Source organism: Fuerstiella sp. (assembly GCA_022447225.1).
GTDB lineage: Bacteria > Planctomycetota > Planctomycetia > Planctomycetales > Planctomycetaceae > S139-18.
Genome location: JAKVAZ010000010.1, coordinates 212,293 through 233,943 on the forward strand (window position 1 = coordinate 212,293; position 21,651 = coordinate 233,943).

Consider the following 21,651-nt stretch of genomic DNA (forward strand, 5'->3'; position numbering starts at 1 on the left):
GCAGTAACGTTTGGGGTGTCGACACATCGTTGTCTTTGGCTGACTGTGAAATGCAGACGGCTGAATGCCCTTTGGGTTGCAGATTTCGGTCGTTAGAAAAATCCCCAAGACCAACAAAACGGGTCCGGACATTCCTCGTCCCTGCGCTCGATCGATCATCGTCAGGAACACGTGTCTGAGTAGATGCTGACAATCAGCTGACTCGAAAAACGGTCGCGTCCGTGGTCGACTTACTCGTGCAGACTCAATCAGATGCGGTTTTCGGTATCTCTCCTGTACGAAGACGTCTGTCAGAACATTGAAAACAAAAAAGAACGCGGGTATCCGGATCAACGCTGACAGATGTTATCCATGGAACCCACAACGTTCTGTTTGTGACTCTCTGTGAAGCGTTATCTCATGTCAGTATTTCAATTCAGCTTCATCTAAGGTGTCACTTCGTTTGAATACAAAAAACACTAAAGAAGCGACTACGGATATACTGCCGATCAACGCGATCACGTATGTCGTATTTACGAAAAATTCAAGAGGAGGAGTGACGCCTGCACCGAAATTTTTCCACAACAGGATTACTACACTGCTAAGATAGCCCGTCGCGTCGGCAATGTAGATCAGATAACCAGCATTGGCGGGGCGTTTCATCAGTGCCACGAGTCTTTCGAACAGAATGCTGTGGAACGGTACGTAGGCCAGGTAAAGACCTGTGCCCACCAGGATGTACCACACAAACCCGTCCAGTATTCCGCAGCGAAAGGCAAGTGTGCTCCCGCCCGCCAGCAGAAAACCAAAGATCAGACACCCATGCAGGACGATGACCGACGTCCTGTGACTGCGGATTAACATAATGGCTCCCAATGGAACCAGGACCGCGATTGCCACAGGAATCTCAGAGGTGGCCAGATGCGTCGCGTCTCCGACGCCGATGCTGCTAAGAATCTCCACCGCGAATTTGTCTCGATAGTCACGCGCGGCCGTTAATGTCATGTGAGCCAGCACCAGCAGACTAATTCCCCAGAACATGTGGTGCAGGACAGCGCGGCGATGAGCTCGTTTCATCGGTACGCGAACGGTGCGGCTCAACTGGTCGCTCTGTGTGGGACGAGGAACCAGGCTAAGTAATTTCGCGCAAACCAGTAACGGAATGAAAAACAGAAGTCCGGTTGTGGCCGGCATCCAGAATTCCGGTACGTCCCAGACGTCCATCGTGTGTTTGCCGACGGCTTTTACGACTCCCGAAGAGACGATGAAGCTTGCACTCAGTCCAGCCGCCAGGACTTCGGTCGTTTGCCTTCCCTCCAGAAAACTGAACACGAGTCCCCAGATCATTCCCAGGGGCAGTCCGTTGAGAAACATGAACAGAAAATTGTATGGCCAGGGAACCAGACCAAAGCCAATCAAAGCAATCTCAGCCGCCACAATGAGAGCAACCAGCATGGCGAGTCTGCCTCGCCCGGAGATTTCCGCAATGACTCGAATCCCAATGAATTTGGAGAGTGTATAGCCGGCAACCTGGGCAATCACCAGGATGATCTTGTAGTCCATCCCCCAAAGCGTCATGTCCGCATATTCGCCCGCCGCAAACGGCTTGCGAAACGCGTACATACAGAAATAGGTGCAAAAGGCGGCCAGAGTGGTATAGCAGGTGAACTGGAAACTGTTTGCCCGCTCAAGCCAGCGCCGAACCTTCATCTGAACCCTTTCCGCATCGTCATCATGCTGCGCTTCCGCAGTCGGACGCCGGACGAGGACGTCGTGTACATCATCTGTGTCTGTCTCAAATTAGCGGCAGCGTACCACGGCGACAATGCAGCTGAGTCGTCAAATGATGTTGTTAATCAAACCGTCATATTTTGACGTCGTCACGAATGACGGGTTAGTTAGCAGCCAAGGACACAGGAGATACAAAGTATCCCTCATCGGAAGCTTTCGTTACCTGGTTTCGAACTTAACAACAGGTCAACTGAGGAAAACCCCGTTTATGGCAGTCGATGATGTCGATGATGAATGTGTAAAAGACATGTCTACGTCAGAATGTTGACTCTAGAACAGCCTACGGAACTGAGTCAGTCAATGCCCCGTCGAATCGGGCCGGGCATCGTGCCCTGAAAAAACAAAGGCAAATCAAGGCAAGGCGGCATCGGAAGAGAACTATCCGATACTCTCTCTAATTGGCCCGGACGATGTGGTATAGTATTATGAGATGGCTGTTTTCGTCCGAGTTGCGGAAATCTGAAAGTTCACGGTTATGTTGACTATTCCCGACGCACCTGCTCGATATTGCGACGGTCTGAACCGACGTGGTTTTATGCGCATCGGTGGATTGGGTCTGGGAGGGGCATCGCTCACTGACATTCTGCGCGCCGAACAGCATCTGGGGCATTCTGAGCCGCACAAGTCTGTCATCATGATTCTTTTGCCAGGTGGCCCGCCTCACCTGGACATGTTCGATATGAAGCCGAACGCACCGACCGAGATTCGCGGTGAGTTCTCACCCATTGCCACCAACGTTCCCGGTATTCAAATTACAGAGTTGATGCCGCGCACGGCCGCGATGATGGACAAGCTGGTGATTGTCCGGTCGCTGCATGGTGGATTTAATGACCACAACCTGCACATCAATCTGACCGGATGGGAAACACATGAACAGCAGGGAGATTCGGTGATGAAGCCGGGTTTCCCGTCTGGTGGATGGCCGTCGATGGGTGCTGTGATGTCTCGGTTGTACGGACCGGTTCAGCCAGGTATGCCGCCGTTCGTCAGTCTCGCACCGCCCAATGCAGAATCAACTACCCGTGCATCGCTGAACCAGCCGGGGTATCTGGGGATTGGCCACGCGGGTTTTGAACCCAATCGCAAGAAGCGTCATGACGTCGTCTACAAATCCAATGTTCCAAAATCACAGGTTAACAGTGATCAGGAACAAAATGCCGAGATCTCATTGCGGGACATGTCACTGGATCGTTTTAACGACCGTCGTGCGCTACTGCGGTCCTTCGACCGTATGAGACGAGATCTCGATGCATCGGGAGTGATGGATGGCATGGATGACATCAACCGACAGGCATTCGGTATTTTGACTTCCAGTCAGCTTGGTGAAGCACTTAATTTCAAGCTGGAGCCCCATCAACTGCGTCGCGAATATGGTATCAGTGACTCAGCAGTTCCCGCATATGGAGGCCCTGAATTGTTGAAGCAGTTTCTGGTTGCGCGGCGTCTGGTCCAGTCCGGTTGCCGCTGTGTCACTCTGGCATTTAGCCGATGGCCAATGGATCGAGGCAGTCGCGGAGGTTTTAACTGGGATTTTCACAAAGATAATTTCCAGGGATGTCGGGAATTTATGCCGATGCTGGATGCCGGTCTGTCGGCACTGATCGGCGATCTTGAGAATCACGATCTGCTGGACAACACGTCCATCGTGATGTGGGGTGAATTCGGACGCACCCCGCGGATCAACACTCAGGCAGGCCGCGACCACTGGCCTCAGGCCTCTTCAGTCCTGCTGGCAGGCGGAGGCATGAAAACCGGACAAACGATTGGTTCAACGAATCGTTACGGCGAAGAACCAGAAGATCGGCCGGTGCATTATCGGGATGTCTTTGCCTCACTCTATCGCAACATCGGCATCAACGCGGCACATACTCAACTGACCGACTTAAGCGGTCGCCCGCATCCCCTTGTCGATGGACGAAAGCCGATTCACGAACTGTATTCCTGAATCACTCGTGCATCGGCCCTGTTTGTTCTATCGAGTTTTCGCGACACCGATTCACACAGCCATGCGGCAACCTGATCGGAAGACGACACTCAATCCGGGCAGGACGACGGACGAACGTCCACGATCGCCTGTTGAATCGTTTCAGTCGTCTCTCTTACTACTGTCCGTTAGATGCCAGATCCAGAAGGTGTTTGATCAGCCGTTCCCATTCGAATTCGCCATTGGCGGAATCATATGCATTGAAGGCCTCGGTTCGGTCAATGACGAACACCGCACGCTGTTCCCAACCAGCGTCGTCTTTTTCGTTCGAATTACCATCCAGATCCAGTCCCATGCGGCCACCAATCCGAAAGACACCACTCGCATCCGGCACGGCTTCAAAGTAAGCGGCCGTCCCATAGGCAATGAAACAGTTACTGGTTGTGGTTGTATTGTTCATGATCTTCGACAGGAACTGATGGCGATGCACCATGTTTGCTGCTGAGCCCACTTTAGCCTGTCCGAACGCATTGGTGACTGTTTCTATATCGGGATCCTGATGGAAGGCTGTGTCGCCTGGTTCCAGCCAGTGTCGGTTGGTCGTGGCAACATCGGTCGGTTCACCGAACGCATTATCGATGGGCAGGGTAACATTATCCGCGATATGTGCGGGACGATGCAAACTGCCACGTCGCAGAATCGTATAATCGATTCCGGTATCTGACGGACTGCCGGTCGCACCTGCCACACCGGTGGTATACGCCAGTGAACGGAATGGGCGGCTGTTCGGTGTGCCTGGAAGCCACATCTGTGCTGCCACGCCAGTATCGCCGTTGACCGTGTTCACATAGCCGTCACGTTCGTTGATCAGTTCCAGCCAGCGATCGCGGCCTGTCGTCAATCCCGGTGTCGCGTCGTTTCCATCCGGCGTTGTTGACGTCAGAAATGGTCCGTCCAGGTCACCGTTGCCGTTGGTATCCGTCATCACCGGCAGATTGGCGATGTTCAGATCATCCAGCAGGCCGGCGTAGACCTCGCGGAGACGGATCGTATTGAGATTCAGTTTCCCCGGCAGACGCTGCAGATTGATGTAGTTTCCCAGCATGCGGTTGACGCGCGAGGGAACCTCAACGAACTGCAGCAGTCGATACCACGCGTTGTCGTCTGCAGTATTAACACCGGCCGCATCGGGTTGCAGGATCATGCCCGCAGCGCCAGCGATGTTGTCCGGTGAATCCTCTGGTTCGATTGCTGCGTCGCCAGTTATACCCCGTCGATACCGAGCCTGGAGCTGTCCGGCAAACCGCATGCGATCGATACTGCGGGTCATTAGCTTCGGCCCCACAAGCGGCAGGTTCAGCAATTCACAGGTGGACGCGAAATCACAATCGAAATGCGCCTGCCACAAACTGAAGACCCCGCCACACCAGCCGTTCGTATTGGTGTTGATATTACTGCCGATCGTGTTACTGCGTCCGACACCATCGACGTCTTCCCTATTAGGATCGTGACCGGCGTTGTGTCGACCTCGCCTGGGATTTGCGCTGTTCGGTGCGGTAATTTCCGGTTCCCCGTGTTGGCCCATAAACCCGATATTATTAGCATGCGAAACTTCCTTACGTTCCCAGCTCCTGATTATACCTGTAAATAGCCTGTACCTCGTATCCAGACGATGAAGACGTCGGTCTGAATGACACTAAGATCGTTGACTACGCTGCAAACGTTTTTTCGTTCATCGAAGCATTAATCCTGGAGAACACGTGTTCCCCGGAATCGGTGTTGAACAGTGTTCTCAATGGCCAACCCATGGCTTTCCTGTCCGTAAGCGGCAAACGGCAGCAGGCTGGTCAGGATCAGATTCCGTCACTCCAAATGCACAGTTGCCACTGCAGTTGTGGTGTCGTTGGCAGCAGACAGCGGAGTGGTCGGGAATCGATTATCATTGACCGATTGCTAAGAGCCGGTAAGCAGCGGAGCGACACCTGCATCGAGAACCAAAGGGTAATATTAATATATGGAGATCGCTCCGGGAGCGATGGTTTCTGTCATCGTGTTCGTTGAGCAGGGTCTTACCACGATGGTCTAAACCTTTGTGTATCTGCCGGAGTACGCTTGTCTTGTTGAACCTGTTGAAATAGCAATCACGACTCACCATGGTTCTGATGAGTCTGAAACGTGTTTCGAATTCCATCGGAATTACTGACATCAATGTCGGAAATAATTGCCTACCACGAGGCCGGTCATGCATTCGCTGCTGTCTATTTTGGAGCGAGAGTTTGCTCGGTCACCATTGATCCGGACTGGGATGACGGCCCCGAACGATTCGGCGACACCCGGATTGAATGGGATCACTCACGATTCACACAACGAGAACTGCATCAAAAAATGGTCTTGGTGGCACTCGCCGGACCGGCCGCGGAAATGGTGCACAGTGGAGATCCTTACCATCCAGGATTGGTCGCTGAATGGAAAGCTGACTGGGACTTCGCGTGGGAAGCCGCTTTTCAACTGGAAGCGGAAAAGCAAAAGCGACTGACTCTGCTGGAACAGGTTTCCGTAGAACTGTACCGCCTGTTTTCTCGCGACGACGTCTGGCCTGGGTTGGCGGCAGTCGTGGATCATCTTCTGGCCTGCGAAACTCTCGAAGGTGATGTTGTCCACGAGATTGTTTCTGTATGGGTCTCGTGACCACGCGGAAACGTTTGTTGTGCTGTTGTGTGTGGAATGGAAGACAGCACCGGAAACGATACTAAAGCCAATAGAAACGGGGTGCGTTGCTCATTCAGATTCCGTATGCAGGTACAAAGACGGTCACCGTAAGTCCGGCAGCATTATTCACAGCGTGCAGGAACTACGCGACGTGCAATTACCCTGTAAAAGAGACACCGCCGAGGCTAACATACCGGCCTTACCGGTTTGATTCCCGCAGAGACAGTCATCACAGAATCATGATTGAGCAATCGCATGGTTGAAAGCATCTCAGAGACATTGCAGCGGCGCTGGATTGAGGATGGATACCTCAAAGTGGATGGTTTCCTCAGTGAACGGGAAGTTGCCCATGCCCGTGACTGGGTTGAAGAAATCTCCTCATGGCCGGTCAGCGACGACAAATGGATGCACCATCGAGAGCAGACCAGCAGAGGCGATATTCGGTTAGCGCGCACGGAGAATTTCGTTCCCTTCCATTCAGGAATGAAGCATTTGCTCACAGAGGGAAAACTGTTGGCTGCACTCGGACAACTTATGGGACAGCCTGCCGTTCTGTACAAGGAAAAAATCAATTACAAGTACCCCGGTGGTGGTGGTTATGCGGCTCACCAGGATGCTCCGGCGTACGAATTCATTAAGCAGCACGTGACCTGCCTGGTGACAATCGATCCGATGTGCGAGGAGAATGGCTGCCTGTTCTTTTCTCCCGGTCGTCACCAGGAGGGGTTGATTGCACTGGACGACCGCGGGTGCATCCATTCTGAAACGGCGGAGAGTCTGGAATGGGTCCCCGTGCCAACGGAACCGGGTGACGTGCTGCTCTTCAGCTCGTATGCACCACATAAGAGTCCTCCGAATGCTACGGATGAACCACGACGAGCCATCTACCTGACCTACAACGCCTTAGCAGAAGGTGATTTTCGTCAGCAGTATTACGAAGACAAACGTAAGGCATTCGCTATGTATAAGTCGAGTGGTTCGGACAAAGCCCAGCAAATCAGCAAAATTGGACATTTTCAAGGCAGGACGGTGACCCAATGACGATCCACATGCTTGACCAGTCCCTGGCTCATCAGATGCAGGACGCCGATGCGGACGGCAAGGTAGACGCGCTGTTTGCTTACATAGAGAAAAACGGCGGAACGAACTATGACGATCAGGTCACCCAGCTGGAACATGCTTTGCAGACTGCAGCTCTGGCCAAGTCGGCCGGAGGTACACACGCCCAGGTGACCAGCGCCCTGCTGCATGATCTGGGCCACCTGTTGGTCAGCGAACACAATACGGAAAATGACTTCCTTGAGGAGGATCTTGAACACGAAGTGGTTGGGGCAAAATATCTTGAACCGTTCTTTCCGCAGGAGGTCACAGTTCCTATCGGCCTGCATGTGCCGTCGAAACGATACCTCTGCACCGTGGATGTCGGTTACTACGACGGCCTGTCTGCTTCTTCGAAGCATAGTTTTGAGGTCCAGGGCGGAAAAATGAGCGATGCCGAACGCACCGAATTTGAAAAGACTTCACACCTGGAGTTTGCTGTGCAGCTTCGTCGTTGGGATGACGGCGGCAAAGTCGGTGGATGTGAAGTGCCTGGTCTGAAAGCCTATCGGGACGACGTGCTGGCCTGCCTGATTTGAGACAAAGACAGGCTGCAGATGAGATCCACGTTTTGTCCCGGTTCGCAGCCGCCACACAAAGCGTCCGCGTCTGTGCCATCAATGAATCGTGTTTTTGTCCGCTGGTGGCAACGATGTGGCCGTCTTTGTCAGCCGGCACCATGCCGTTGATCTGAGTAGGCCATCACAGATCGTGCGATCGGGGTCACCTGTCAAACAGGGACCCGAGCATTGAGAATACACGTTCAAAACGCCAGAATTAAGTGATCAACACTTGGGTGATTTTAAACCGCTGGTACCGCGTGTGCGATACTGGAATTCGTACACCATTGATCGCACGCTGGCCGTCGGTCATTCGGAAACATGGAAAGATGACGTCACAACCAGGGTACGTGATCGATTTCATGGCAACCTTTCTGGACATCGCAGGAGTGGAATATCCCAGTGAATTCCAAAGCCGAAAGCCGCAACCGCCGGAAGGAAAAAGCCTGACACCCGTCTTCTGCGGTCAGCAAAGAGAAGGACACGATATTCTCTGCTTCAGCGTGCCGCGGAATGAGGCCATTCGCAAAGGGCAAGGGAAGCTTGTGAATGCGGAACGTGGTGGAAAGTGGGAGCTCTATGACATGGAAACCGACCCCACCGAGACCACAAATGTTGCTGCACTGTATCCCGAGAAAGTTGCGCACATGGTGACTTCTTTCGAACGCTGGCAATCGCGAGTTGGCGACAATTAGCCGACATGCATTCACTGGCCTGACAGGTGCGATTGGAGTTGCGGTGCCGCAAAAATCTGCAACTGCGAGGTCAAACGTCACCACCGGCGGTGGTGGATTTGTTCATGTCAAGATCCTCGCTTTGGACGGCATTCGTCGAAGTGGTTTACTCTGTGGTCTCGAATTCCCCTGAAATCGAAGCCGTCGGTGACTGCTGAAGAAGCCAGTCTTCAAGATTGATATGCCGAACGAGCGGCGCCCGTAAAAGTGTGGCGCGACTAGGCAACAATGACGCCATCCACGGGTGCCGAACCATTCGACCAACTGTGCGCACAGGCCATGACTGCATTTGTCCTGCCACGTTGTCCGAAATACGCCGAAATGTTCCCGGGATGATTTCGGGAGACGGTCCTACGTGGATCACAGTTTCGGTGTTGTTGGCAAGCATGTGTTCGATGCCCTGCCACAGCAGGATCGGGTGGTCGATCCAGCGTCCCAGCAGTTCGCGTGAGTTGTAGTCGTTGTAGCTCAGTTCGCCGGTCACGAGCGACAGTACAGGCGGGACTGGTTCACTAAATCCACCGGTCATCGTGTGCATCAGTCGGCCGGCACGATCGCTGACGTTACGTTCCCACAGAACAGGAGTGTGGATGGGGGGCCAGCGACGGGAGTCGCGGTGCAGACGCGTTGATTTCGGCAGGTTTTTCTTGATTTCGTTTTTAAAACGATTCAGTGTGTCCTGCTGACCGATCAGTAAAAATGAGTTGGGTGTGAGTTGTCCGGAAATACCCATGACGCCATTTCCTTCGGCGTTGATCAGACAGCAAAGTCTCTGCACATCTGCAAACGGAATTTCATGCGTCTGAGAAAACAGGACGCCGAGTGTCACTTCACGGGACAACTCAACACAATCTTCTGCCAGCAGTAATGGAATCCGCAGTGCTTCATCGAACTCGAACACGCCGCCAGCCACCAAAGCTGCAATTTCGCCCAGACTGTAGCCACAGCTCAATTGGGACTTTGTCCAGTCGATGCCGTACAATTCCTGCAGTATTTTCAACTGAGCCAACTCGACGGCCATGACAAACGACAAAGCTGCGGAGTAGTTTTCAACGTCGGGATTCTGTCCTTCGCGGACAAATTCTGTCAGGTCAACAGTACTCCCGGCGATCTCCGAACAGACGGCTGACGCTGTACTTAGTGAACTGTCCAGAACGGCGCGGTAGTCATCATGAGCCCACAGTTCCGCGGTACGGCCCAGATTGGAAACGCCGAAACCACGAAAAGCCAGAGCCGTTTTCGACCAGTCCAGTGAGTGGAGATCAGGTTCAGGATTCATCATCATTTACCTGCTGTTGTGCAGTCTCACGAAGTTATATCTGCGTAGTTCGCATAGCGGATAACGAACATTGCAACCCTGTCACCCGGAAAACGGTATGGCCACATCAGTCCAGGGCACAGGTTTTTTTTCAGAAATTTACCTTCAGCAATCTGTGCGTGACTTTCAATCTGTATCGTCCGGAATGGTACAAAACAACAGAGCACATCGTCAGAATGACGTCGTGGTGCAGCGTTTGTCCTGCCCGCGTTGTCGACGTACCAAACCTGATACGTCTTCTTTTACCGCCTGCTGCGGTTTGATGACAATCCACTGCTGGCAGTTGGCGTGGCAAACATGAGCATCGGGAAGTTTGAAGAAGCCGATGTGATTGAAGTGATGAAAATCGAATAATTTTTCATGGAGGCATCAGGGATAGCGGCGACAGCAATTGTTCGTTTATACCCTTTTTGCACTTCGCGTCTGACAGGAATCACCGTGACCAGAACGATATCAATTATCCTGACTCTTCTCTGTCTCAGCTCAGCAGACGTCAAAGCCGCCGACAGGTGGTCTTCGTTCCAGAACGGCGGACGCGTTTCGCAGCCTGCGGATCGAGCGCTGCAGCCCGGTGAGATTTCCTGGGACGTTGAACTTCGAGGTTACGGCCAGTCGTCGCCCGTTGTCCGGGATGAACACATCTATGTCACAACGGTCGAAGGGCCGAACAAAGACAACTATCACATCACTGCGTTCGCTCTGAAAGACGGGAGTCGGTTGTGGCAGCAGTCGGTTGCCAATCCATCACCACAGGAAAATAACACTTATGTTAGTCGATCGGCTCCGTCGCCCGTCACAGACGAATCCGGTGTCGTGTGCTTCTTCGAAGGCGGGATCGTCGTGGCGTTTGATCACGAGGGCAACCAACGGTGGAAGCGTGATCTGGTCGCGGATTACGGAAGCGTGGCGGCTCGTCACGGTCTTTCTTCCTCACTTGAGCAGGACAAGGATTCCATATTTGTGTGGGTTGAGCGGTCCGAAGATCCGTACGTGCTGCGATTGAAGAAGGCAGACGGCGAAACGATGTGGAAAGCCGTTGGGGCGGGAGCGACCAGTTGGGCCAGTCCGAGACTCATTCCCGTGGAAGACGGCATTCAGCTGGTTCTGAGTGCTATTGGTTCACTCACGGGTCTGGATGTGGAAACCGGCAGGCAGCTGTGGAAATTTGAAGACATCAGCGGAAATTCAACACCGACTCCAATGCCACTGGGTGACGGTCGGTTTCTGATTGGTGCAACAGTCGGTCGTGGCGAATCGGGTGCCGGCAGGGCCGCAGAAAGCAATGGTGTTATTCAGATTCAACGTCGTGCAGACGGTCAGTGGCTGGTCGACTACGCGTGGCGGGCTAAACGAGCAACCAGTTCTTTCGGTTCGCCGATCGTTCACAACAACACGGCCTTGTTTGTCAATCGGGAAGGAGTGCTCTACGGACTGAACGCGAAAGATGGCAAAGAACGGTTCGTTCGCCGCTTGAAGGGCAGTTCCTGGGCGACACCCGTAGGCTGCGGCAGTCAGGTGTTCTTCTTTGGAAGGGACGGCAAGGTCGATTCTCTGTCCGAAATGACGGCGTCTGGAACACTAACAACCTGGGACGAACTTCCGAAACCTCTACCAACTCCGGCCGCCGAAGGTCGCCGTCCCTCGTTCTTTTCGGGACCCGTTCTTTATGCTGCCGTGTGGTGCGGAGATTCCCTGCTGCTGCGTCGCGGTGATCATCTGTTCAATGTTGAACTGGAGTCAGTCAATGAGTGACACCCAACAACTGGAGATGCGGCGTCAGGCAGTCCGGCGAATATTACGAATGCGGGTCTCTTTGATACCGTCGCCGGTTGCCTGCATCGATGTCCCGATCTTGTCCGGGCGGTCCGGGAACTCCTGAATTTCTGGTGTCCGTGTGATTAGTCCCTTAAGTGACCAAAGCAATTAATACGTATTACTTCGCCCCGGGTGTACTCACTGTTTTTCGAGGGTGAGGACGTATACGCTGGGGGCCGTGGATGTCACAGTTGATTTGTTTGTTACGTCCATTGTCGGAATAGCGAGTTCTGGTTGGTTTCATCCTGTTTAGAGTTCACAGTTCGGCCGACTTGTTCACGTTGGGTCAATTTTTCGGAGCGTCTGACGGGAGGGTTTCCCGGCAGTTGCTTATGCCAGGCTGAGTGATACAGGACTGGATGACACTGATTAGATTTCTCCTGAAGAAAAAGAGTTGTGAACCATGTCTCTGTCCGTGACAGCCGGCCGACGCTGCTTTCTTAAGGAATCGGTACTTGGTCTGGGGACCGTTGCACTTGCTTCACTCATGGATCGTCGCGGCGCCACGGCAGCGCCGGGGGGGCAGGTAAATCGTTCCCGCACAGTACATGAGTCGCATTTTGTACCCCGTGCCAAAAATGTGATTTTCCTGTTCATGGCAGGTGGGCCGAGTCAGCTGGAACTTTTCGATAACAAACCTTCGTTGCGAAAGTATGCCGGCCGTCAAGTTCCGCATTCCGTACTCGGGAACCAGGAGCTTCCGTTTATCGAACGTGACGCGACGCTGATGCCGTCACCACTTCGCTTTTCACGCTATGGAGAATCGGGTGCCGAGCTTTCTGAAGCGCTGCCGCGACTGGCCGAAGTTGTTGATGAGATAGCCATTGTGAAAAGCATGCACACGGATGCATTCAATCATGCGCCGGCACAGATTTTTTTGCATACGGGGCATCTTCAACTCGGTAAGCCGAGTGTGGGCAGCTGGATTTCGTACGGTCTTGGAAGTGAATCATCGGACCTGCCTGCATTCGTTGTGCTTACAACGGGACAGGGAGTCAGTGGTGGTGCTTCGTGCTATGGCAATGGCTTCCTCCCCTCTGTCCATCAGGGTGTGACACTGCGACCGGATGGAGACCCCATTCTGTTTCTGGGCGATCCGAAAGGGATCGATCGATCGATTCAGCGAAATACGATCGACGCGCTGGGCCGACTGAATCGTCATCGTGTCGACATCGTTGGCGACCCGGAAATCGAGACACGCATCGCTGCCTGTGAAATGGCGTTCCGGATGCAGACCAGTGCTCCCGATCTGATTGATCTGACGCAGGAAAGCAAAACAACACTCGACCTCTACGGAGTGACACCCGGCACGCCTTCGTTTGCCGGGACCTGTCTGCTTGCTCGCCGGCTGGTTGAACGCGGGACCCGATTTGTGGAGCTCATGTATAAAGGCTGGGACCATCACTCGGATGTGGAAGGGGGAGTCAAAAAGATATGCGGAAGAACAGATCAGGCTGTCGCAGCACTGATCAAAGATCTGAGGCAGCGCGGACTGCTGGATGAAACGTTGGTGGTCTGGGGAGGCGAGTTTGGTCGGACACCAATGGTCGAAGACAATCCGGCGCTTGGTCGTACGCGTGGTCGTGATCACCATCCCAATGCTTACACAATGTGGATGGCCGGTGGTGGAATCAATCCCGGGCAGACGATCGGAAAGACGGATGAATTAGGATACCACGTCACTGAAGATCCGGTGCATATTCACGACTTGCAGGCAACGATCCTGCATCTGCTTGGTATTGAACATACAGAGCTGACGTTTCAGCACCAGGGACGTGATTTTCGACTGACCGACGTGGAAGGAGAAGTCGTTGAGAAATTGCTGGGATGATTCGATAAAAGTTTTCGTGCGCCGGCGTGCGTTTACTGAGACGTCGCTGAACCAACCTGTTCGTCAGCACTGGTACCGGGATCCCGTGTTGTTTGTTTTCTGTGTTGGATTGGTGAACAGCCGGATTCTGTGGTTTCGAGGTCTCTCACAATGAATCTCCGATACGCGATTCCAGCCGGCTTGCCGGTTCTGTCGTGGCAGGTGCTGCTGTTGATGGCGGTGCCGTTGGCGACCGCTGATGAGCACTGGGCTTTTCAGCCACCGGTCAGTCCTGAACTGCCGGTGATTGTCAATGAGAAATGGTACCGGAATCCGATTGATCGCTTCGTTGTTGCGCGACTGCAGGATGAAGGTCTCGAACCGTCTCCTCGTGCGGACAGGGCCGTACTGCTTCGCCGATTGTGTCTGGATCTGACAGGTCTGCCACCGATGAAAGAGGAAATAGATGCGTTCATGGCTGACAGTGAACCTGACGCCTGGGAACGCCTCGTAGAGAGGCTTTTGAAGTCGCCTCATTATGGTGAACGCTGGGCTGTGTGGTGGCTCGACGGCGCGCGCTACGCCGATACGAACGGTTATGAAGTTGACCGGCCCCGCATGATCTGGGCCTGGCGCGACTGGGTTATCCGGTCCCTCAACAACGACATGCCGTTTGATCAGTTCACGATGGAGCAGATGGCCGGAGACCTGTTGCCGAATGCAACAACTCAACAGAGAATTGCTACCGGTTTCCACCGTAATACGTTTATGAACGAAGAAGGTGCGCATGACTGGGAGCAATTCCGTTACGAATCGATTGTCGATCGAGTGCACACAACCGCGACTGTCTTTATGGGACTCACTCTCGCGTGCGCACAGTGTCACGACCACAAGTATGATCCGTTCACTCAGGAAGAGTATTTTCAGTTTTTTGCGCTGCTGAACAATGCCGATGAACCGGAACTTGAAGTTCCCGTCGAAGACCTCCTCGCCCGCCAGGCAGAAATCGATGCCCAGATAGCGGTCATGGAAGCCGACAGGCCACAGCACTTCCCGCTGGACAGCGAGCTTCAGAATGCCAACGTTGCCGTGACTGATTCAGCACAGAAACAACGCCAGGAACACCTGCAGCAGCGGGTTTTGGAATGGATCGAGCATGAGTCCGCAACAGCCGTGCGCTGGCAGTTGCTTGATCCCCGTCAAGCGGTTTCGGCTAATAATGCTACCATGACAGTCCTTGAAGATGGTTCTCTGCTGGTCACGGGAGATCGGCCGGAGCTGGATACGTATGAAATCGTTTGCGATACCGATTTGCCGCAGATTACGGGATTTCGACTGGAAGCAATCCCGGATCCCCGACTTCCGAACCACGGCCCAGGGCGGGGCAGCGTTATGAGTGACGGCACTTTCGTCGTCACGGAATTCGACGTGGATGCACAACCGCTCGTGGTTTCTCAGCAGGGTGATTCCGCGACCGAAATCCGGTCATTGAACTTTGTGCGGGCGGATGCAACGTATCAAAACGAGAGACGCACAGTCGATAAAGCAATCGACGGCAATCGTCTGACGAGTTGGCATACCAACAATGCGGCACGACGACGACACGTCGCAGTGTTTCAAGTCGATGAACCGTACCTCGCGGAGGGGAGAACCAAGCTGACCATCACGGTTCTGCAGAATTTTGTTCATCAGCAGACATTGGGACGTTTTCGACTGTTTGTTACCGATGATGAACAAACTCTCAGTGCCAATCTCCGTGATCCGGTGATTGACTCGATTCTGCGGGCAGATCCGGCGAAACGCAGCCGGCAGCAGATCGAGCAGCTGAAAAAACACTACCTGTCGGTTGCGGAAGAACTGACCGAGTACAACAGGACGATTGAAGAACTCCGAGAGACTCGGCCGCAACTGCCCACAACGATGGTCCTGTCGGAACGCGCTGTGCCGCGTCGTACACGCCTGCATGAGCGAGGTGACTACCGTCGACCTGCGACTGAGGTCGCCGCCGGCGTTCCGGACGTACTGCATCCGCTGAGGGCCGGCGAAACGCCGTCACGTCTGGCTCTGGCAAACTGGATCGTTGACCGTCGCAATCCGCTGACGGCCCGAGTGATTGTTAACCAAATCTGGCAGCAGTACTTCGGACGGGGCCTGGTCAGTACACCGGAGGATTTCGGTTCTCAGGGGGCATTGCCGTCACATCCGGAGTTACTGGACTGGCTGGCTGTGGAATTTATGGAACGGAACTGGAGCCTCAAGGAACTCCATCGGTTGATTGTCAATTCAGCCACATGGCAGCAGTCATCGCGGACGACAGTACAGCAGCAGAATCGTGATCCGGAAAACATTCTGCTTGATCGGGGACCACGACATCGTGTGAACGCCGAAATGGTACGCGACATTCTGCTGGCGGCGAGCGGGCTGCTCAATCGCAGAATAGGTGGTCCCAGTGTGTTTCCTGCTCAGCCGAACGGAGCCCTGGCCGGGTTTAGCGGATTCAGGTGGTCGACCAGCGAAGGAGGTGACCAGTATCGCCGCAGCCTGTATACGTTTCGGCAGCGTGCCTCACCGTATGCAATGTCTTCACTGTTCGACGCACCACCCGGATTGACGTGTACCGTTCGGCGTCGTCGGTCGACGACACCACTTCAGTCGCTCGCCCTGCTGAATGACAGTCTGACGATTGAAGCATCCCGTGCGCTGGCAGAAAAGATTCTGGGTGAACGAAGAACATCACAGGACGAAAAACTGATACTGGCTTTCGAGAGATGTACCTCCCGGTCTCCGGATTCGCACGAGCTGCAGACAATCCGAGACTTTTATCAGCAGCAAAAAAGTCATCTGACTGATCGGTCTGACGTTACAGCTGCGTTGACCGCAGGTGAACAGACGGTTGATTCTGTAGCCCCTGCAGAATTCGCGGCGTGGATTGTGACAGTGCGACTTCTGCTGAATCTGCACGAGGTAATTGTAAAGCAATAAGCGTGGATTGATCCCGCAGGTTATCTTTGTTGTTTCATTTCATATCCGGATCGGAATCAGTTCCTTTACGAAAGAAGGCCGGTTATGGACACTGTCATCACCTTTACGCTGTAACCCAGGTTTTGTTTTTCAGGTAGACACGACCATGTCACGAAGTCATTTCAACCGCCGTCAGGCGATTCATTCAATGCTCACCGGGCCCGCTGCACTGCTCAGTCTGGAAGCGTTTAACGCAAAGCGTACGGAGGCCGCAGCAATCGGTCCAAAGGATCAGATCACGGTCACTGCGATTGACACGTTCGTCCTGAAAAATTCCTGGGTGTTTGTCAGAATCTCTACTGATGCCGGGATTACGGGGTGGGGCGAAATGCTCAAGGACGACGCAAAAGCCTGTGCCGCAGGCGCCCTTGAGGTTGGGAAGTATCTGATTGGGAAAGATCCTCGCCCGGTGGTTCACCACTGGCAGGCCATTCATCGAGGAGCCTTTTATCGTGGTGGGCCGATTAAAACAGCAATTTCGTCCGGGATCGATCAGGCGCTTTGGGATATCACAGGCAAATGCTACGGCGTACCTGTGTACAAACTACTGGGCGGTCCGACTCGTGATCGAATTCGCGTCTACGGGCGTGTCAGCGAAGAAACCGGGGTGACTGCTATGAAAGTTGGCCCTGGTACGACTCGCAACCCTTTCAGATATGTCGAAGGACAGAAGTTTGTGGATGAAGTCACTGAACGTTTCAGAGCACTTCGAGACAAATACGGTTCAGGAGTTGATATCGGTATCGATTTTCACGGAGCGGTACAGCCTCCAACCGCCATGCTGCTGATGAAGGCATTGGAACCGTATCGTCCCTGGTTCTACGAGGAAATTGTCCAGGCGCTCAACGTCGACGTAATGGCTGAGCTCGCCAGGAAAACCCACATTCCCATTGCCACGGGGGAACGCATCTTTACCAAATGGGGTTTCCGGGAGGTGCTGGAAAAACGGGCTGCTGTCATCCTGCAGCCGGATGTTTGCTACGCGGGCGGGATTACGGAACTGAAGATCATCGCCGGTATGGCCGAAGCGTACTACACTCCGCTGGCGCCACATAATCCGCAGGGACCGTGTTCACTCGCTGCCAGTCTTCAGATTGGCGCATCAGTTCCCAACTTCATGGTGCAGGAACGCGGGGACAACGAATACGCTGATCTTCTTGCCAGGCCACTGCCTCCCGTGCGGAATGGCCACCGTCCGATCCCCACGGAGCCCGGTCTTGGCATCACAATCGACGAGGATAAACTCATGGCACTGGTCGGTGAGCCTCGTCCTTATCTGACGCAGTATGACCCGGACGACAATTCCGTTGTCGACTGGTAGTTCAGTCCCGGTCACCAGGACTGTATTTGGTTTCCATCGATCAAAGGAAACTTCGATTGATGAGGTCAGGCAATCGCTTCGAACACAGGCGAACCCCCGTGCGCGATATGTACGGGGCGCCCCCCCAGATCACGGACCGTCATCCGCGAGTCAATCCCCAGTAAATGGTAGATCGTGGCCACCATGTCTCCCGCTGACACGGGCCGTTCTGCGGGATAGGCGGCGTGCTTGTCGGTCTTTCCTACGACAACTCCTCGCCGACTCCCGCCACCGAACAGAAGTGAGAAACCACATTGAGGCCAGTGATCGCGCCCCGCCGCTTTGTTAATGGTCGGAGTGCGTCCCATTTCACCCATGACCACGAACAGGGTTGAGTCCAGCAAATTCCGCTGTTCGAGGTCCGTCACAAAGGCAGCAATTAACTGATCCAGATTCGGACACTGGATTTTCAGCATTTCAAAACAGTTACCGTGCAGATCCCAGTGGTTCTTACCTTTAGATTCCCAGTGGACCGTGATAAAGGTTGACCCGGCTTCTACCAGACGACGGGCGACCAGCAGACTTGACCCCCAAAGATTCCGGCCATAATGGTCGCGCATTGAATCTGATTCGTCCGTGATATCAAACGCCTTGCGCGTTGCGGAGGAACTCAGCAGATTAAAGGCCTGCTGCCTGAACTCGTCGAGGCGTGAAATCGCACCACTGTTCTCCAGCCGCGCCAGGTCCGTGTCCAGCTGTTTCAGCAGTGAACCTCGGCCGGAAAATCGACTGGCCGTGATCCCAGGCTGTGCGTCAAGTGAGGGCAGTGTGGGGTGGCCCATCGGAACGACCGCATCGTAGTCATGCTTTGGTTCGCGGGCGATTTGCGGATCGCAAACAGTGAACAGCGGGTCGTACTGACTGCCAAGATAGCCGCCATATGGTCCTGCTCGACGAAGCGCCTGTGTATAGCCTGGAGATGCCGGCATCATGACGTATTGAGGCACATCCTTCGCACCGATGTCGAGATACTGACAGATCGATCCAATACCCGGATGATCCGTCACTTTGGCGAAATAATTATCGCTGTCCTTCCCGCCGTCAAAACCTGTCAGCACATTGTACGGATTGTGACTGTTGTATTTGTGAGAGTAAGTGCGGATGAGTGTTGCCCGGTCCATCAGTCCGGCCGTTTTGGGCAGTAGCTCGGATATTCGTAAGCCAGGAACAGAGGTCGCAATGGGCTTAAACTCTCCGCGCACATTGTCCGGTGCATCCGGCTTAAGATCGAACATGTCCATGTGCGGCGGTCCGCCGAACAAATTCAGCAGAACCACAGATCGTGCTGAACCCCCTGATAAATTCCGGGATTGTTCCGCGCGAAGAAGATTTGTCTGCGTCAGTCCGCCGAACAGGGAGAGGCCGCCAACCGTCAGCAGTTTACGTCGCGTCAGCCCGTTATGTGCTGTCGTCTTTCGTCCAGGAATGCATTGCATTTCCGTGTGAGTCCCCTGTAGGTTAACTCAACAATTTACCACTGCGCGAGATCCTCAAGCTATCAGGACAAGTCTAACGGTTCAACACAAGTCCGATTCCAGTCATGCGTGGCCATGTTGGCTGTCCTCCCCTCCCAATCGGTCCCTGCTGCTTGTCTGTCGGGTTGTGAGGCTTCTGTACGAAAATACGAAAACGGACTGATCGAATTTTATTGAGTCGAACCTGTTTCACTGTGCTGTGATTCCGAACATAATCTGAAGTTGTACAGTGTCAGACATCTGAGTGATGATATCGGTGCCTGTTCGGCGTCTGGTGAAACCCGATCGTTCAGATTGAGCGGCGTGTTTTCGTCGACTGTATCAGCCGATTCGGACAGCACACGTGCGTCGGATGATGTAACCTGGTGTCCAGGTTTCCTGGCTGTGTATTTGGTGCATATCAACAGACCATTCAACAACCCAGATAACGGAACTATTCGTATGTTGCTGAAACGTTCAGCTCGTGTGATCACCCTGACGATCATATTTGCATTTCAAACAGTGCCCTGCGCTGCATCCAAAGAACTTCCTGTGGTGTTTTCGGAAAACTTTGAGCAGGGGAGTGATCGCTGGGAAATTCTGGATCCAAAAACATGGAAGGTGAGCAGTCGCAACAATAATAAGACGATTGAGATTACGGCACGCAAAAGTGAGTACAAGCCCGCAGTTCGAAGTCCGCGTCATGTCGCTCTGATCAAAGACGTAACTGTTTCAGATTTTGAATTAACATTCAGAGTTCGAAGTACCAAAGACACGGGCGATCATCGTGACTGCTGTATCTTTTTTGGCTGGCAGGATAAGACTCATTTCTACTACGCGCACCTTGGCGCCAGACCGGATCCGGCCAGCGGACAGATCATGATTGTGAATGATGCCCCGCGCAGGCCACTGACCAAAAACGAAAAACCCACACCATGGAACGACGAATGGCATCAGGTGAAACTGGTACGTTCCACAAAGAGCGGGACAATTGCTGTTTACTTCGACGATATGCAGAAGCCTCACATGCAGGTCAACGACCCTACATTTGGAAAGGGACGCATTGGAATTGGTTCCTTCGATGATCTGAACGAGTTCGACGACATTGTGCTGCGGGGGCAATAACCCGTCGTTTTCAGTTCAGTCAACGTCCGGCCGCGTCTCCTGGTTGTTTTATGATCACGGTGAGTAGTATGGGTCGAATTGTCGCTCTGCTGTTGGTGATACCCGTTCTGCCCGCAGGTTTCGGTGCTGACCCTGTGGATGTGTGGCCGGAGCTGGCTCCGGGTGAAACAACGCGCAATATCGGCGAGATTCTGCCGTTTCGACCCGCTGAGCAGCCACCTGTTACCCGAGTTGTCAAAATTACCCGACCGACATTCACGGTTCACCTGGCGGATGATCCGAATGGTTCGGCGGCCATCATCCTTCCCGGAGGAGGATTTGGGAAAGTCGTTCCCGACAAGGAAGGAACGGAAGCTGCTGACTGGCTGAACCGGCACGGCGTGTCAGCATTCGTACTGAGTTACCGAACAAAAGACGATTCTTCAGGTCCGGCATGGGTTGAGCCGCTGCAGGATGCACAACGAACTCTGTCGCGTGTTCGTGCTGATGCTGAATCATGGGGACTGAAAGAGGATCGCATCGGTCTGGTTGCGTTTTCGGCCGGAGGACAGGTTGCTGCCCGACTGCTCAGCAGACCGATGAAGCGGTCTTACAAACGTATTGATGCCGTTGATGACGTTTCGTTTTGGCCGGACTTTGCGATTCTGGTTTATCCCTGGAAAATCTACGATGTGCTGAATGATGAACTGGTTTCGGGAGTCAAAGTCACTGAACTGTCTCCGCCCGTGTTTCTGGCCCACACCGACGACGACCGATCGTCCTCGGTTGGTGCAGCATTGTATTATGCAGGACTTCGGAAACTTCAGATTCCGGCCGAATTGCACATCTATGTCAACGGTGGACACGGCTACGGTCTGCGGCACGTTGACGGTTCGCAGATTTCGTCCTGGCCGGACCATGCGATTCACTGGCTGGCGACACAAAGAATACTGAATCACTGAACTGTGGAATGA

General features: G+C 53.7%; 15 protein-coding genes. 11 read left to right on the top strand and 4 right to left on the bottom strand.

Annotation, left to right across the window (positions count from 1 at the left end; genetic code table 11):
- Positions 1-402: 402 nt before the first annotated feature.
- Positions 403-1,689, bottom strand: coding sequence for a DUF5690 family protein (locus tag MK110_12920; GenBank protein MCH2212200.1), 1,287 nt, complete (start codon positions 1,687-1,689; stop codon positions 403-405).
- Positions 1,690-2,245: 556 nt separating this feature from the next.
- On the opposite strand from MK110_12920, the gene MK110_12925 reads away from it, so the two are divergent.
- Positions 2,246-3,715 carry a DUF1501 domain-containing protein gene (locus MK110_12925; GenBank protein ID MCH2212201.1) on the top strand — a complete coding sequence of 490 codons (1,470 nt, stop codon included), beginning with the start codon at positions 2,246-2,248 and terminating at the stop codon, positions 3,713-3,715.
- A 157-nt stretch (positions 3,716-3,872) separates the two neighbouring features.
- Here the strand turns inward: MK110_12925 and MK110_12930 are convergent, their stop codons facing one another.
- Positions 3,873-5,279 (bottom strand): hypothetical protein, encoded by a 1,407-nt coding sequence (locus MK110_12930; protein ID MCH2212202.1) that lies wholly within the window; start codon positions 5,277-5,279, stop codon positions 3,873-3,875.
- Positions 5,280-5,902: 623 nt separating this feature from the next.
- On the opposite strand from MK110_12930, the gene MK110_12935 reads away from it, so the two are divergent.
- From MK110_12935 to MK110_12950, 4 genes are all read left to right on the top strand, one after another.
- The gene (locus MK110_12935; GenBank protein ID MCH2212203.1) at positions 5,903-6,382 is read left to right on the top strand and encodes a hypothetical protein; all 480 of its coding nucleotides are present in this window, start codon (positions 5,903-5,905) and stop codon (positions 6,380-6,382) included.
- A gap of 276 nt (positions 6,383-6,658) precedes the next feature.
- On the top strand, positions 6,659-7,444 hold the full coding sequence (locus tag MK110_12940; protein ID MCH2212204.1) for a phytanoyl-CoA dioxygenase family protein: 786 nt from the start codon (positions 6,659-6,661) through the stop codon (positions 7,442-7,444).
- Positions 7,441-8,040, top strand: a complete 600-nt coding sequence (locus MK110_12945; protein MCH2212205.1) for an HD domain-containing protein — start codon at positions 7,441-7,443, stop codon at positions 8,038-8,040. The genes MK110_12940 and MK110_12945 overlap by 4 nt, the downstream gene beginning before the upstream one ends.
- 350 nt (positions 8,041-8,390) lie before the next feature.
- Positions 8,391-8,756 carry a hypothetical protein gene (locus MK110_12950; protein ID MCH2212206.1) on the top strand — a complete coding sequence of 122 codons (366 nt, stop codon included), beginning with the start codon at positions 8,391-8,393 and terminating at the stop codon, positions 8,754-8,756.
- Between the two features lie 145 nt (positions 8,757-8,901).
- On the opposite strand, the gene MK110_12955 is transcribed toward MK110_12950, so the two are convergent.
- A complete protein-coding gene (locus MK110_12955) occupies positions 8,902-10,074 on the bottom strand; it encodes a hypothetical protein (GenBank protein ID MCH2212207.1) in 1,173 nt (390 codons plus the stop codon).
- 477 nt (positions 10,075-10,551) lie between these two features.
- Between MK110_12955 and MK110_12960 the strand changes: the two genes are divergently transcribed.
- The 4 genes from MK110_12960 (at position 10,552) to dgoD (ending at position 18,080) form a co-directional block, all read left to right on the top strand.
- The gene (locus tag MK110_12960) at positions 10,552-11,865 is read left to right on the top strand and encodes a PQQ-like beta-propeller repeat protein (protein MCH2212208.1); all 1,314 of its coding nucleotides are present in this window, start codon (positions 10,552-10,554) and stop codon (positions 11,863-11,865) included.
- A 466-nt stretch (positions 11,866-12,331) separates the two neighbouring features.
- Entirely contained in the window at positions 12,332-13,759 is a 1,428-nt protein-coding gene (locus MK110_12965) for a DUF1501 domain-containing protein (protein ID MCH2212209.1), read from the top strand.
- A 150-nt stretch (positions 13,760-13,909) separates the two neighbouring features.
- A complete protein-coding gene (locus tag MK110_12970; GenBank protein MCH2212210.1) occupies positions 13,910-16,720 on the top strand; it encodes a DUF1549 and DUF1553 domain-containing protein in 2,811 nt (936 codons plus the stop codon).
- Positions 16,721-16,865: 145 nt separating this feature from the next.
- The gene (gene dgoD, locus MK110_12975) at positions 16,866-18,080 is read left to right on the top strand and encodes a galactonate dehydratase (GenBank protein ID MCH2212211.1); all 1,215 of its coding nucleotides are present in this window, start codon (positions 16,866-16,868) and stop codon (positions 18,078-18,080) included.
- A 65-nt stretch (positions 18,081-18,145) separates the two neighbouring features.
- Here the strand turns inward: dgoD and MK110_12980 are convergent, their stop codons facing one another.
- On the bottom strand, positions 18,146-19,555 hold the full coding sequence (locus MK110_12980; protein MCH2212212.1) for a DUF1501 domain-containing protein: 1,410 nt from the start codon (positions 19,553-19,555) through the stop codon (positions 18,146-18,148).
- Positions 19,556-20,035: 480 nt separating this feature from the next.
- On the opposite strand from MK110_12980, the gene MK110_12985 reads away from it, so the two are divergent.
- Positions 20,036-20,698 carry a hypothetical protein gene (locus MK110_12985; GenBank protein MCH2212213.1) on the top strand — a complete coding sequence of 221 codons (663 nt, stop codon included), beginning with the start codon at positions 20,036-20,038 and terminating at the stop codon, positions 20,696-20,698.
- A gap of 68 nt (positions 20,699-20,766) precedes the next feature.
- Entirely contained in the window at positions 20,767-21,639 is an 873-nt protein-coding gene (locus MK110_12990; protein MCH2212214.1) for an alpha/beta hydrolase, read from the top strand.
- The last annotated feature ends 12 nt before the right edge of the window (positions 21,640-21,651 follow it).

Coding starts and splice junctions, on each gene's coding strand:
- MK110_12950 (MCH2212206.1), top strand. CDS start 8,391: ATGACGTCACAACCAGGGTACGTGATCGATTTCATGGCAACCTTTCTG.
- MK110_12930 (MCH2212202.1), bottom strand. CDS start 5,279: ATGGGCCAACACGGGGAACCGGAAATTACCGCACCGAACAGCGCAAAT.
- dgoD (MCH2212211.1), top strand. CDS start 16,866: ATGTCACGAAGTCATTTCAACCGCCGTCAGGCGATTCATTCAATGCTC.
- MK110_12925 (MCH2212201.1), top strand. CDS start 2,246: ATGTTGACTATTCCCGACGCACCTGCTCGATATTGCGACGGTCTGAAC.
- MK110_12935 (MCH2212203.1), top strand. CDS start 5,903: ATGTCGGAAATAATTGCCTACCACGAGGCCGGTCATGCATTCGCTGCT.
- MK110_12990 (MCH2212214.1), top strand. CDS start 20,767: ATGGGTCGAATTGTCGCTCTGCTGTTGGTGATACCCGTTCTGCCCGCA.
- MK110_12920 (MCH2212200.1), bottom strand. CDS start 1,689: ATGAAGGTTCGGCGCTGGCTTGAGCGGGCAAACAGTTTCCAGTTCACC.
- MK110_12965 (MCH2212209.1), top strand. CDS start 12,332: ATGTCTCTGTCCGTGACAGCCGGCCGACGCTGCTTTCTTAAGGAATCG.
- MK110_12940 (MCH2212204.1), top strand. CDS start 6,659: ATGGTTGAAAGCATCTCAGAGACATTGCAGCGGCGCTGGATTGAGGAT.
- MK110_12970 (MCH2212210.1), top strand. CDS start 13,910: ATGAATCTCCGATACGCGATTCCAGCCGGCTTGCCGGTTCTGTCGTGG.
- MK110_12945 (MCH2212205.1), top strand. CDS start 7,441: ATGACGATCCACATGCTTGACCAGTCCCTGGCTCATCAGATGCAGGAC.
- MK110_12955 (MCH2212207.1), bottom strand. CDS start 10,074: ATGAATCCTGAACCTGATCTCCACTCACTGGACTGGTCGAAAACGGCT.
- MK110_12985 (MCH2212213.1), top strand. CDS start 20,036: ATGTTGCTGAAACGTTCAGCTCGTGTGATCACCCTGACGATCATATTT.
- MK110_12980 (MCH2212212.1), bottom strand. CDS start 19,555: ATGCAATGCATTCCTGGACGAAAGACGACAGCACATAACGGGCTGACG.